Genomic DNA, 12,458 nt, shown 5'->3' with positions numbered 1-12,458 from the left:
GTCGTTTTTCTTGTGTTGGTCACATGCCGAGATAGGCCTTGCGTACGCGATCGTCGGCACGCAGCGTGTCGTTATTGCCTTCGAGCACGACATGTCCGGCTTCGAGGACATAGCCGTGGTCGGCCGATTCCAGCGCCTCCGCGACGCGCTGCTCGACCAGCAGCATGGTCAGGCCGGACTGGCGTCGGATCTCGATCAGCCGCTCGAAGATGAAATCTGCGGTCGAAGGTGCGAGCCCCATCGACGGCTCGTCCAGCATCAAGAGCTTGGGCGAGGAGGCGAGGCCGCGGCCGATTGCGAGCATCTGCTGCTGGCCGCCGGACATCGTGCCCGCGAACTGGTTGCGGCGCTCCTTCAGCACTGGAAGCCATTCGAAGATCCGTTCGATATTGGCCTGCCAGTCGCGCCGGCCGCTGTCGGTCATCGCGCCCATTTCCAGGTTTTCCATCACCGTCAGTGACGGAAAGACCTGGCGGCCCTCGGGGACATGGGCGATGCCGAGATGGGGGCGTTGCGGGGGCGGCACGGCGAGGAGATCGACGCCGTTGAAAGTGATGCTTCCACCGCTCGGCTTCACGATGCCGGAGATCGTCTTGAACAGCGTGGTCTTGCCGGCGCCGTTCGGCCCGACGATGGCAACGAACTGGCCGGCGCCGACATTGATCGATACGTCGTTGAGGACGGGCTTTGCGGAATAGCCCGCGCTCAATCCCTCAATTCGCAGCATGGCCCACCCACTTCTTGCCCAGATAGGCCTCGATCACGCGGCTGTCGCGCGTCACCACCTCCGGCAGGCCTTCGGTGATGACGGCGCCGTGGTCGAGCACGAGGAAGCTGTCGACCAGGCGTACCATCGCTTGCATGGTGTGCTCGATGATCGCGATGGTCATGCCGTCGCGCGCAAGTTGCTGGATCACGGCGACGACTTCGTCCGCCTCGCTGTGGCCGAGGCCCGCCAGTGTCTCGTCGAGCAGCAGGATACGCGGCTGGCCGGCAATCGCACGCGCCAGCTCCATCAACCGCAGCTCCTTGGTCGAGAGCTCACCGGCGACGCGATCGGCGACGGCTGACAGCCCCACGCGCGCGACCGCATCGGCGGCCAGCCTGCGAGCTTCCTCGTCGGAGCGCGCCCGGACATAAGCGCCAACCACGACGTTGTCGAGGATCGACATGCGCAGAAACGGTCTCATGACCTGGAAAGTGCGGCCGATGCCGGCCTCGCAGATCACATGCGGCCGCTGGCCCGACATGTTGCGGCCATCGACCAGCACCTCGCCCTGGCTCGGTTTCAGGAAGCCGTTGAGCAGATTGAACAGTGTGGTTTTGCCGGCGCCGTTCGGGCCGATGATGCCGAGGATTTCGTTCTTGTGCAGCTTGAAGCTGACGTCCTGCACCGCCTTCAGACCGCCGAAAGAGCGCGAGAGGTTGCGGACCTCGAGCACGACGTCGCTGGTGGCGGCGCGTTGGCGTGCGGCCGGCTTCAGCGCCGTGACGTTGGCTGCTGGCGTTTCCGGAGTATCGACAGGTGGCGATTCCCCGGCATTCCGCTTGCGCAGGAGATCACGCAGCTTCCAGAACAGACCTTCCCGCGCCAGCAGGATGACGCAGACGATGGCAATGCCGAAGATGACACCCTGAATGCCGGGGATGCGCGCGCCGGCTTCGGCGTGCAGAATCTCGGCCAGCGGGATCAAAATCACCGAGCCGATCACCGGACCCCAGACGGATCCGACGCCGCCGAACATCGCGACCGTCAGCGCCTGCGCCGACACCAGCATGCCGAAGACCGACGCCGGCGTTACGACCAGCAGAACCTGCGCGTAGAAGCCGCCAATGGCGGCGGCGATTGCGCCGCTCAGCGTGATCGCGCGCAGTTTCCAAGCCAGGGTGTTGATGCCGGCTGCTTCGGCCGCGGCCTCGTTCTGCTTGATTGCGAGCAGGGCCATGCCGAAGCGCGAACGCTCGATCATCTGCGTCAGCACGATGGTCGCCAGCATGATGGCAAGTCCCAGCAGCGTGTAGATGCGGGGGTCGGAGAACTGCATGTAGGCGATCGGCGCGTCGCGCTTGATCGGGAGGGTCACCTCCTGGAAGCCGAGCCATTCGAACACGTAGAGAATGGCGAGAGGATAGGCGAGCATCGCGAGCGCGAAATAGTGGCCCTGGAGGCGGAAGGTCGGAAATCCGATCAGGAGTCCGGCAATGCCGCCGAGCATGGCCGCGACCGGGATCAGCAGCCACGGGGAGATGTTGAAATAGATTTGCCCGAGCGCCGTTGCATAGGCGCCGATGCCGAAGAAGGCGGCATGGCCGAACGAGATCAGACCGGTGTAACCACTGAGCAGGTTCCACGACAGGCCGAAAACCGCCCACACCGGCACCAGCGTCAGGATGAGCTGGTAGTAGGAGTTGGTGACGCCGAGCGAGATCCCGGCATAGGCGAGTGTGAAAAGCAGGGGCGGCAGCAAGGAACGCATCCGGAGCATGGTCACGTCCTCTCGACCATGCGCCCGAAGAAGCCTTGCGGACGGAAGAAGATGATGAGGAGGAAGACAGCGAAGATCGCGGCATTCTGCAATTGCGTCGGCAGGATCAGCGTCGACATCTGCTGGACGAGGCCGATCGTCATGCCGCCCCAGAAGGCGCCGATGATGCTGCCCATGCCGCCGAGCACAACGCCGGCATACATGACGATGACGTATTCGAGACCTACGAAGGGGTGGAACGGGTAGTTGGTGGCGAGCAGGCCGCCGGCAATCGCGGTGATGCCGCAGCCGAGCGCAAAGGCGGTGCGGTGCGCGCGGTCGACGTCAATGCCCATATAGGTCGCGGCGGTGGGATTGTCGGCGGCCGCGCGTAGCGACTTGCCGATCCGGGTGCGCGTGATCAGCAGCGAGAGAAGGATCATCGTCACCAGCGAGACGATGGCATCGATGCTGCGGGCCTTGTTGAGGAAGATGCTCATGTCGAAGAAAGGGCCGAGTTCCCAGGCCGAGCTCGACAGAGGCGTGCGGATCGAGGCCAGCACGGAACCGAATACAATGAGGCCACCGTTCTGCAGGATCAGCGCAATGCCGAGCGTGAGGATGAGCTGGGCGTAATGGCCTTCGCCTTCAAGCGAGGCGGTGCGCGTGCCTGAGACGTGCGATATCAGTGTCCGGTGGACGAAATAACCGAATACCGCGAGCACGGGCCCGGCCAGGATGATGGCGACGAACGGACCGACGGTACTGCCGAAGACCGCCTGTACGCCGGCCGCGGTGAAGAGATAGAAGGCGGTATACATGCCGAGCATCATGAAATCGCCGTGTGCGAAGTTGATGACGCGCATGACGCCGAAGATCAGGCCGAGCCCGACGCACATCAGGCCGTAGACGGCGCCGATCAACAGGCCCGCGGCGAGCGCTTGCAGAAAACCTTCCATCAGCCCCGTCCCCGCGCTGCTGACGATTCTAGGCTGGTCTCCAGGTCGACCATGTTTCCCCCGTACTTTCCGGCATTTCTTACGATGCCGATCGTAAAACCCGATCCGTCTCCAGACGGCACTGCGCTGCGATGGCGCCGGCATTGCCGAGCCGCTCGCAGTCTTCGATGAGTTGTTCGAGCCGATGCGTGCGGTCCTCGCCAAGAACACGGCCGGCCGCGGCGCGGAATCGCGCGCGAATATCTGACGGTGTTGCGGCGATGACGTCCGGCAAGGCGTGCCGGATCGTTCGGCCGTCGCGCAGATGCAAGGTCACTTCCGCGCCCTGCTTGCCGGGGAAAGCCGCGGTGAAGCCGGGATCCGCCTCGAGCTCGGTGACCGACACCAGACGGATGATGCCGGCATCAGCGAGTTCGGCGTAATTGCCTTCTTCGATCTCGCCCCGCGCCAGCGTTGCGGCGACACTGAAGGGAATGCTCATCTTGGCCTGAAGCGCATTGCGATAGGGCCCCATGGAATCGCATCCGGGATAGCGAACGGCGGCATCGGGCGCGCGAATGACGACGCGGTCGATTTCGCCAGTGCCGGCGAGCTCTCGCGAAACGTGGAGCGCGGCCTGTGCGGCGGTCTGTGCGAAGTTGCAGGCCGGTACCGGCTTGTTGTAGACGGCCATGATCTCGCATTCGCCGTTGGGAAACAGCGCGATGCAGTCAGGCGCGACCTGACGGCGATAGGCGGCGAACAGGCCGGCTTCGCCTTCGAGGATCGTCTCCGAGCCGAACGCGCCGGTCGCAGCGAGGCCGATTGCCTTGATGGCATTGCTGGCGGCAAAGCCCGGGTGGAAATACATGTCGGAGCCCCCGGCATGCGGCCACTCGTTGAGCCCGCTGGACGTATTGGTCGCGATCGCAATGGCGCTGGTTGCGGCGTCTTCGGACAGGCCGAGCGCAAAGCTTCCCGCGAGCGCGGCGCCCAAGGGAGCGACAAGGCCGGTCGGGCGATAAAGCCGCGCGAGGTCGGAGGTCAGAAGCGCGCGCCCGATTCTTGCGCCGGTCTCGTAGCCGATGATCGCGGACGTGAGCAGCCTCGCTCCGCGCAGCGGCGCCTGTTCGGAGAGCGCAAGCAGCGTCGGCCAGATCACGACGCCGTGGTGCGCGATGCTGGCCGCGTGCATGTCCTCACGGACGAGGCCATGTCCCATCACGGCATTGGCGAAGGCCGCGTCGGCCGGTGAGGAGAGCTGCTGCGTCCCGATGATCGTCGCGCCGCCACCGGGCTGCGCGATGGCGACGGCCTGGCGGCTCCAGGGATGATGGCCGGCTTCAAAGGCGCAGGACAGGAAATCGAGCAAGCAAAGTTTTGCCTTGGCGACGACCTCCGGACCGAAGTCTCCGAGATCCCGCGCAAGCGCGCTCCGCGCCATCTGGCGCGCAAGCGCGATCTTGCCGGATACGGTCGGGCCGATCGTCATCGCTAGTCGTTCTCCCTGAACAACACCCGTGCGCTCAGCCGCGCATCTCCACGCCGGCCCATTCCTCGAGCACTTTCGCGATCGATGTGAAGTCGGACGACGCGCCGTACTTGGCGTTGGTGATCGCAAGCATCTGCCGCACCACCGCGCCGCAGACCATCGGCACACCCATGGCCTCGGCCTCGTCCACGCAGAGCCGGACGTCCTTGTAGGAAAGACCGGTTGCGAAGCCGAAATCGAAGGTGCCGGGCAGCACCGCGCGGGGGAACTTGTCTTCGGAAGCGCTGTTGCGGCCGCTGCTGGCGTTGATGATGTCGATCAGGACCTTTGCGTTGACGCCGCCCTTGACGCCCATCGCGACGGCCTCCGACGTGATCACCAGCGCCGCAGCAGCCATCAGATTGTTGGCGAGCTTGGCCGTCTGTGCCACGCCAGGCTTATCGCCGGTGTAGAACAGCTTGCCGAAATTCTTCAGGATCGGCTGCACGGTGTCGTAAGTCGCCTGAGGGCACGACACCATCACGGCCAGTGTACCGTTGACGGCGCCCTTGATGCCGCCGCTCACGGGCGCATCGACCAGGGTCATGCCCTTGGCTTTCAGGCCTTCCGCGACGAGCTTCGCCGCACCGGGGCCCGAGGTCGACAGATCCACGACGATCTTGGCACGGTTGCCGCTGCTGATGCCGTCCTGTCCGAGCGTGACGGCCTTGACGATGTCGGGTGTCGGCAGGCTGGCGAGCACGATGTCGGCGCGTGAAGCGACGTCGGCGGGCGATTTGCCGAGTTGGGCTCCGCGCTTCACCAGGGGCTGGGTCGCCTCAGCCTGGGTGTCGTAAACGACGAGCGAGTAGCCCGCGTCGATCAATCGCCCCGCCATGGGGCCGCCCATGCGGCCCGTGCCGATTACGCCGAGGATCTCTCCCGCCATCGTCTACTCCCTGCCGCGCAATCCCGTAACGGGCGCGCATTCTTGATCTTTTTGGTCAAACGTCGTCGCCGGACGACGTCCGTCGTGCGGCGGCGCGAGCGAGCGCCGGCGGTCGGATTGTTATGATTGTCATACAAGCTGTCAAGCATAACATTTGGGGTCGACAGTTTGACGCGGATCGGCATAAGGTTCGGGAAAACGAGGAAGACGCCCCGCGTGCCGCAAGACAAGATTCCCAGCGTGAGCCGAACTCTCGCCGACTTCGTCGCAGCTTCGTCCTGGGCGGACGTGGAGGCGCAAGGGCGCGAGGCGCGTCGATCGATTCTCAATTTCTTCGCGACTGCGCTCGGCTCGGCCCGCGATCCCGTGGTCACGGCCGCGATGCGCACTCTGTCACCGTTCAGCGGAGCCGCGACCGCTACCGTCATCGGCCATTCGGCGCCGATGGACGCGTTGTGCGCATCGTTCCTGAACGCCATTTCGGCGAATCTGCTCGACTTTGACGATACCCATCCGGAAACCATTATTCATCCGGCGGCCCCGGTCGCAGCTTCCGCGCTCGCGCTTGCTGAGACCCGCAGGCTGTCGGGACGCGCGGTTCTGACCGCCTTCATTCTCGGCGTCGATGTCGAGTGCCGGATCGGCAACGCGGTTTCGCCGCGCCACTACGCGCGCGGTTGGCACATCACATCGACCTGCGGGATCTTCGGCGCGGCCGCAGCTTGCGGGAAACTGCTGGGACTTCCGGCCGAAGGCATCGCGAACGCAATCGGGGTCGCGGCGAGCCAGTCGGCCGGAAATGTCGAGAACCTGCCGAGCGCCGCCAAGAATGTCAGTGTGGGCAACGCCGCGCGCAACGGGCTGTTTGCGGCGCTGCTTGCTCAACAGGGCTATGAGGCCGCGCCCTGCGCCATCGAAGGCCCGCTCGGCTGGGCGCGCACCATGGGTGACGAGCCGGATATTGCCCGTCTGCTCGATGGCCTGGGCAAGACCTGGGAGATCGCGAAGAATACCTACAAGCCGTATCCGGCCGGAATTGTCTTCCATTCCGTCATCGATGCCTGCCTGCTGCTGCGCGAGCGGATCGGCGGACGGGTCGACCAGATCGAATCAGTCACGGTGCAGGGCTCGGCCTTGCTGCTTGCGCGAGGCGATCGTCCCGTGAACAACGAGCGCGATGCACGCGTCAGCATCCATCACTGCGCAGCTTGTGGGCTGCTGCTTGGAGCCGCCGGCGTGCCCGAATTCGGGCAGGAGACGGTGGCGAGGCTGGATGTCGCTCAGTTGCGACACAAGGTGAGGGCGGAACTCGACACCAAGATGCCCGATGGCGCGTCGCGCGTCACCTTGCGCATGCTGTCCGGCGAATCGCTCACAGAGACCATCGTTTCCCCGCGCGGCAGCCAAAGCGCGCCGCTCGCGGATGGCGATATCGAACAGAAGCTGCGCGACGGTGTGCGGACCGGTCGAAGCGATTGGGATGCAGACCGCGTCATCGATGCGATCTGGCGGTTCGATGCGGCGGATGACGTCGGCAATCTCATGCAGTTTCTGCGGCCGCCGTCGGCGCCGCGCTGCGCAACTTCCAATTAGAATCTCTCAAGACCGGAAAGGGACGATCGTGAGCAAGACCGAACTGTTCGAAAAGGGCCTCAAGGTTCGCAAGGAAGTGCTTGGCGAGGACTACGTCAACAAGTCGATCGCCGGTGCTGACGAATTCACGCGCACGATGGCGGAATGGTCGACCGAATTCTGCTGGGGCGCGCTGTGGACGCGGCCCGGTGTCGACCGGCGCACGCGCTCGATCGTCAACTTGGCGATGCTTGGCGCGCTCAACCGCCCGCACGAACTGAAGCTCCATGTCAAGGGCGCGTTGCAGAACGGGCTGACCAGGGAAGAGATCAAGGAGATTTTGCTCCAGGTCGCGGTCTACTGCGGCGTCCCCGCCGGCATCGACGCCTTCCGCAATGCGCGCGAGGCCTTCAACGAGGTCGATGCGAAATCCTGAGCGGAGATCGGCGTGAGCTGTCATGGCTGATCCGGAATACGAGCTGTTCGCCATCCGCTACGCGACGCGTGAGGCGCAGCGGAGCGAGCACTTCATCGGTGGCGATCCGCATGACGGGCCGATGCCGATGGACTATTTCGTATGGCTGGCGCGGGAAGGCGGCCGTACCTTCGTCATTGACACCGGCTTCAACGCCGAAATCGCAAGGCAGCGCAGGCGGACGTTCCTGCGCTGTCCCGTGGAGACGCTGGCTGCGTTCGACATCGACATAGCAGGCATCAAGGATGTGATCCTCACGCATCTCCACTATGACCACGCCGGGAATTTCGACCGGTTTCCCAATGCGCGCTTTCACCTGCAGGAACGCGAACTCGCTTACGCCACAGGGCGCTACATGCAATACCCGCGGCTCTCGCACTCCTTCGAGGTCGAGGATGTCTGCGGAATCGTTCGGCTGAACTACGCGCGCCGTGTGCTGTTCTATGATGGCGACGCCGAGATCGCGCCGGGATTGACGGTCCATGCAGCTGGCGGACATTCAGCCGGTCTTCAATTCGTCCGGGTTAATACGCGTCGCGGGCCCGTCGTGCTCGCCTCCGACGTCAGTCATTTCTATGAGAACATGACGAGCGAGCGTCCGTTCACAACGGCGTTTCACGTCGGCGACATGCTGGTCGGCTTCGACAAGCTGCGTGCGGCAGCGCCCGACACGGATCATATCGTTCCCGGCCACGACCCGCTGGTCATGAAGCTCTATCCGGCGCCAAATCCTGACCTTGACGGCGTCGCGGTTCGCCTCGACGTGGCGCCGTCGAAAGCTGCTGATCGTCCCGCATGAAGCGAGGCGCGCAGTTTCCGAGTGTCGTGCACCGTTCGAGACCGGGCGCGACTGCCAGATAGATCAAGCACTTGGCGCCTGCTCAAAGCGATTTAGCGCGACTGATCTGTCGCGTTAAACCTCTTCCTCGCTGGTGCGAGCCGGCCTGCCGCTAAGCCACGCTTCGTCGACGGACAAGCAGGCGGGCGGGTCGCGGGACTATCTAGCCAGCTGCGCGCGGCAGGCTTCCCTTGGCCGTGATCTCGGCCGAAAGCTCCTCGATGGTCTTGCGCTGCTCCATGGCCGCCTTACGGATCAGTGCGAAGGCGGCCGGTTCGGCCAACGCCTGCGAGTGCATCACCTGAAGGACCGCGGCGAGCACGATGCGGCGCGAGCGGAGGCGCTGCTCGAGCTTGACGATCTGCTGCTTCAGTTCGCCGGTGCGCTCGCTTCGCTCGAACGCCATGACGAGCGCTGCGTAGATGCCCGCAGAGCGCAACGGCTTAACCAGGAACGATGCAGGATCCAGTTCGAAGACCAGCTTCAGGCGGCTTGGCGTTTCGGTGCCGAGCAGGGCGATCACCGGACACCGTCCGGGAAATACACAATTGGCAGCCGATGCGAGCGGCAGAAATTCGTCGTCGATCAGCGCCACGTCCGGAGCGATCTTGAACGGCTCGTCGGGGGTCCATGCGATGCCGTCGATCCCGAGACGCTCGAGTTGGCGCCGCACGATCGTAGCGTCGCGTTCGTCCTTGATGGCGAAGAGGGCTTTGCGTCCACGAAGGGAAAATGAAGACGGCTTGATCATTTTATAACCCGCAGATGCGGCGCGTTCGGCGATGCTCCACCCCTGGGGGTCTCCCGCGGGGGGCGGACGGCGATGTCGAGCTGCGTCAAGTAAGGATCAGGTTTCACAGGCGCTTCAGCTTCCCAGAAGATATCAAACTGTCCTTCCGGATTTGAAACGGCGAGCCGCGGTGTAAGGACGCAATGGTTGTTGCCGCCGTCGATCCAGACCGGTCCCTGCGGCGAATTGTAACGATGGCCGGCGGCTGCACGCCGGACCTCGGCGATATCGGACGTGCCGGCCCGCTGCAGCGCACGCGCGAGCAGATAGACGGCGACATAGGCGGATTGTCCGTCGACCGAAGGGCTGCTGTCGTCGCCATGGCGCGCCTTCCAGCGCTCGACGAAGGCGCGGTTCTCCGGCAGTCGAATGCTTTCGAAATAGGCCGACGAGGTGATGCAGCCGGCCGAGGCAGGCCCGACGATCGCCAGTTCCGGCTCGCACAGGCTGCAACTCAGCATCGGAATCTCCAGCCCGGCCGCCTTGGTGCCGGCATGGAAGGCGCGGATGAAATCATAGCTGGAGCTGCCGACCAGCGTGTTGAATACGATCGGCGGTTTCTTGCGCACGATTTCGTCGACGATATGTCCGACGGCGCTTTCGCCGAGCTCGAGCAGCCGCTCGGCCACGATGTGGCCTTCCGCCGCGCTCACCAGCTCGCGGGTGACGCGATTGGTTTCCCAGGTCCAGACGTAGTTGGAGCCGACGCAGAAGATCTCGCGCGACAGGTTGTCCAGGACATAGCGGACCAGCGGCAGCACGTTGTGGTTCGGCGAGGCTCCGACATAGATGACGTTGTCGGAGCACTCGAATCCCTCGTAGCGCGCGGGATACCAGAGCAGGCGATCGGTGCGCTCGACGATCGGCAGCACCTGCTTGCGCGAGGCGGAAGTGTAACAACCGATGATGTGCTTGACGCCGACATTGCGGATCAAATCGTCGCAGACCGTATGGTACTCGGAGATGATGCCGCGGGGGTCGCGCACATGGGCGGCGATCGAGAAGTCGAACTCGGGGAGGTTGTTGATCTCGTCCACCGCCATCATGGCGCTCTTGAGGATTTCGCGACCCATGGCCTGATACGGACCGGATTGCGAGCAGATGATGCCAACGGGGACGGACGGCTTTGTCATTGACGGCTTTCGGCAAGACGATGCGAGAATGAAATCATCATCGCCGATCGCCGCGCAAGTGGCTTGCCGTTTTGCTGCGCAGCACTCTCGAAATTTAGGCAGACAGTGTCGTTGACAATCGGATAGGCAGTTACTTAGAATTTTCGTCCATAGGGTTTCTGTCGAACCTCGCGTGCGCCGATCTGGCCGATGACGTCCAGCGCTTCGCACTAAGTGCTTTGTTCGATCTCGAGCTCTAAGCGATAGATCATAGCCGCGGCATTTGAGCCATTCGTCACCTCATTTCGAGGGGCGGGTGGCTTTTTTCTTTTTGCCGCCAGGGAAAAGTTGGCGATGCGCCCGTGTCGCCAAAACGATGACGCATGCGTGGGGCTACCCCTGCGTCGTCTCGAGCGTGAGGAGAGCAAGGATGGCGGCAACTGATCTGCACTATCTCGGACTGGTCGAGGTCGGACGCAAGATCCAGGCGAAGGAGCTGTCGCCGGTGGAAGCGACCAAGGCGATGCTCGGTCGGATCGAGAAGCTGGACGGCAAGCTCAAGAGCTTTGCCTATGTGATGGCCGACTCGGCGCTCGCGGAAGCTGCGACGGCGGAGAAGGAGATCGCCTCCGGCAAGATCAAGGGGCCGCTGCACGGCGTGCCGATCGCCGTGAAGGATCTGTGCTGGGCCAAGGGCGCGCCGGCGGCTCATGGCATGACGATCCATCGCGACTTCCGACCGACCGAGGACGCGACCGTCGTTGCGCGATTGAAGGACGCCGGGGCCGTCATCCTCGGCAAGCTGCAGCAGACCGAAGGCGCCTACGCCGACCATCACCCCAAGATCGATCCGCCGAAGAATCCGTGGAACCTTGATCTTTGGCCGGGTGCGTCGTCGAGCGGTTCCGGCGTCGCAACGGCCGCGGGCCTTTGCTTCGGCTCGCTCGGCACCGATACCGGGGGATCGATCCGCTTTCCCTCGGCGGCCAACGGTATCACCGGGCTCAAGCCGACCTGGGGCCGGGTGAGCCGTTACGGCGCATTCGAGCTCGCGGCGACGCTGGATCACATCGGTCCGATGGCGCGCAGCGCGATCGATTGCGGGGCCATGCTCAACGTGATCGCAGGACAGGATCCCAAGGACACGACGTCGGTGCCGTTGCCTGTGCCCGATTATCTCGCCGGCCTGTCCGGATCCTTGCGCGACGTAACGATCGGCGTCGACAAGCGCTGGACGAGTGAGGGAACCGACGAGGCCGCGGCCAAGGTTCTGGCCGAGGGCCTCCGCGTCGCGGTCGACCTCGGCGCCAAGATCAAGGAGATCACGTTCCCCGATCCGAAGGCCGTGATCGACGATTGGTTCCCGCTGTGCGGCATCGAAGTCGCGGTGGCGCACGAAGAAACCTACCCCGCGCGCAAGGACGAATATGGCCCCGGGCTCGCGGGTCTGCTCGACCTTGGCCGGCAGCAGTCCGGCATGGACTATCAGAAGATCGTGCTCCGCCGCGAAGCGTTTCGTGGCGCCGTTCGATTGCTGTTCGACTCGGTTGATCTGTTGGCGGTCCCGGCCCAGGCGTTCGCCGCGCCGACGCTGGCCAAGATGGCGACGCTCGGCGAGGATGCTTCGCTGATCGGCGGTTTGCTCCGCTTCACTTGCCCGTTCGACATGACGGGCAGCCCGACAGTGACGCTGCCGGGCGGCTTCGCGCAAAACGGCGGCCCGATCGGCTTCCAGTTCGTCGGTCGTCATTTCGACGAGGCCAGCCTCGTTCGTGCCGGCGACGCATTCCAGCGCGTCACCGACTGGCACAAGCGTCATCCCGGGATCTGAGGTCGAGGAGCCACTCG

General features: G+C 64.1%; 11 protein-coding genes. 4 read left to right on the top strand and 7 right to left on the bottom strand.

What is annotated here, in order from left to right; all coding sequences use genetic code 11:
- Positions 1 to 19: 19 nt before the first annotated feature.
- From QM712_RS01305 to QM712_RS01285, 5 genes are all read right to left on the bottom strand, one after another.
- Positions 20 to 727: an ABC transporter ATP-binding protein gene (locus QM712_RS01305; protein ID WP_415021206.1), complete on the bottom strand. Its 708-nt coding sequence runs from the start codon at positions 725 to 727 to the stop codon at positions 20 to 22.
- A complete protein-coding gene (locus QM712_RS01300) occupies positions 714 to 2,486 on the bottom strand; it encodes an ABC transporter permease subunit (RefSeq protein WP_415021205.1) in 1,773 nt (590 codons plus the stop codon). Before QM712_RS01300 ends, QM712_RS01305 begins: the two co-directional genes overlap by 14 nt.
- Before the next feature lie 2 nt (positions 2,487 to 2,488).
- Complete coding sequence (locus tag QM712_RS01295; protein ID WP_415021204.1) at positions 2,489 to 3,424, bottom strand: branched-chain amino acid ABC transporter permease; 936 nt, start codon at positions 3,422 to 3,424, stop codon at positions 2,489 to 2,491.
- A 79-nt stretch (positions 3,425 to 3,503) separates the two neighbouring features.
- Entirely contained in the window at positions 3,504 to 4,895 is a 1,392-nt protein-coding gene (locus tag QM712_RS01290; protein ID WP_415021203.1) for an MmgE/PrpD family protein, read from the bottom strand.
- Positions 4,896 to 4,929: 34 nt separating this feature from the next.
- A complete protein-coding gene (locus tag QM712_RS01285) occupies positions 4,930 to 5,823 on the bottom strand; it encodes an NAD(P)-dependent oxidoreductase (RefSeq protein WP_415021202.1) in 894 nt (297 codons plus the stop codon).
- Positions 5,824 to 6,063: 240 nt separating this feature from the next.
- On the opposite strand from QM712_RS01285, the gene QM712_RS01280 reads away from it, so the two are divergent.
- Genes QM712_RS01280 through QM712_RS01270 form a run of 3 tightly spaced genes read left to right on the top strand, consistent with a single transcriptional unit; the run spans position 6,064 to position 8,669 of the window.
- The gene (locus QM712_RS01280; RefSeq protein ID WP_415021201.1) at positions 6,064 to 7,416 is read left to right on the top strand and encodes an MmgE/PrpD family protein; all 1,353 of its coding nucleotides are present in this window, start codon (positions 6,064 to 6,066) and stop codon (positions 7,414 to 7,416) included.
- Positions 7,417 to 7,444: 28 nt separating this feature from the next.
- Complete coding sequence (locus tag QM712_RS01275) at positions 7,445 to 7,831, top strand: carboxymuconolactone decarboxylase family protein (RefSeq protein WP_415021200.1); 387 nt, start codon at positions 7,445 to 7,447, stop codon at positions 7,829 to 7,831.
- A 22-nt stretch (positions 7,832 to 7,853) separates the two neighbouring features.
- Positions 7,854 to 8,669: an N-acyl homoserine lactonase family protein gene (locus tag QM712_RS01270; protein WP_415021199.1), complete on the top strand. Its 816-nt coding sequence runs from the start codon at positions 7,854 to 7,856 to the stop codon at positions 8,667 to 8,669.
- A 202-nt stretch (positions 8,670 to 8,871) separates the two neighbouring features.
- Here the strand turns inward: QM712_RS01270 and QM712_RS01265 are convergent, their stop codons facing one another.
- A complete protein-coding gene (locus QM712_RS01265) occupies positions 8,872 to 9,459 on the bottom strand; it encodes an ANTAR domain-containing response regulator (protein ID WP_415021198.1) in 588 nt (195 codons plus the stop codon).
- Positions 9,456 to 10,631, bottom strand: coding sequence for a transporter substrate-binding domain-containing protein (locus tag QM712_RS01260; RefSeq protein ID WP_415021197.1), 1,176 nt, complete (start codon positions 10,629 to 10,631; stop codon positions 9,456 to 9,458). Before QM712_RS01260 ends, QM712_RS01265 begins: the two co-directional genes overlap by 4 nt.
- Before the next feature lie 409 nt (positions 10,632 to 11,040).
- Between QM712_RS01260 and QM712_RS01255 the strand changes: the two genes are divergently transcribed.
- Entirely contained in the window at positions 11,041 to 12,441 is a 1,401-nt protein-coding gene (locus QM712_RS01255) for an amidase (protein WP_415021196.1), read from the top strand.
- The last annotated feature ends 17 nt before the right edge of the window (positions 12,442 to 12,458 follow it).

Origin of the sequence: Bradyrhizobium sp., from assembly GCF_047605465.1 — a bacterium.
Lineage (GTDB): Bacteria > Pseudomonadota > Alphaproteobacteria > Rhizobiales > Xanthobacteraceae > Bradyrhizobium.
This window is presented reverse-complemented; position numbering and strand designations above follow the sequence as displayed.

Excerpts from the sequence above, each read along its gene's own strand:
- QM712_RS01270 (WP_415021199.1), top strand. The coding sequence starts at position 7,854 with ATGGCTGATCCGGAATACGAGCTGTTCGCCATCCGCTACGCGACGCGT.
- QM712_RS01255 (WP_415021196.1), top strand. The coding sequence starts at position 11,041 with ATGGCGGCAACTGATCTGCACTATCTCGGACTGGTCGAGGTCGGACGC.
- QM712_RS01300 (WP_415021205.1), bottom strand. The coding sequence starts at position 2,486 with ATGCTCCGGATGCGTTCCTTGCTGCCGCCCCTGCTTTTCACACTCGCC.
- QM712_RS01290 (WP_415021203.1), bottom strand. The coding sequence starts at position 4,895 with ATGACGATCGGCCCGACCGTATCCGGCAAGATCGCGCTTGCGCGCCAG.
- QM712_RS01295 (WP_415021204.1), bottom strand. The coding sequence starts at position 3,424 with ATGGAAGGTTTTCTGCAAGCGCTCGCCGCGGGCCTGTTGATCGGCGCC.
- QM712_RS01285 (WP_415021202.1), bottom strand. The coding sequence starts at position 5,823 with ATGGCGGGAGAGATCCTCGGCGTAATCGGCACGGGCCGCATGGGCGGC.
- QM712_RS01260 (WP_415021197.1), bottom strand. The coding sequence starts at position 10,631 with ATGACAAAGCCGTCCGTCCCCGTTGGCATCATCTGCTCGCAATCCGGT.
- QM712_RS01305 (WP_415021206.1), bottom strand. The coding sequence starts at position 727 with ATGCTGCGAATTGAGGGATTGAGCGCGGGCTATTCCGCAAAGCCCGTC.
- QM712_RS01265 (WP_415021198.1), bottom strand. The coding sequence starts at position 9,459 with ATGATCAAGCCGTCTTCATTTTCCCTTCGTGGACGCAAAGCCCTCTTC.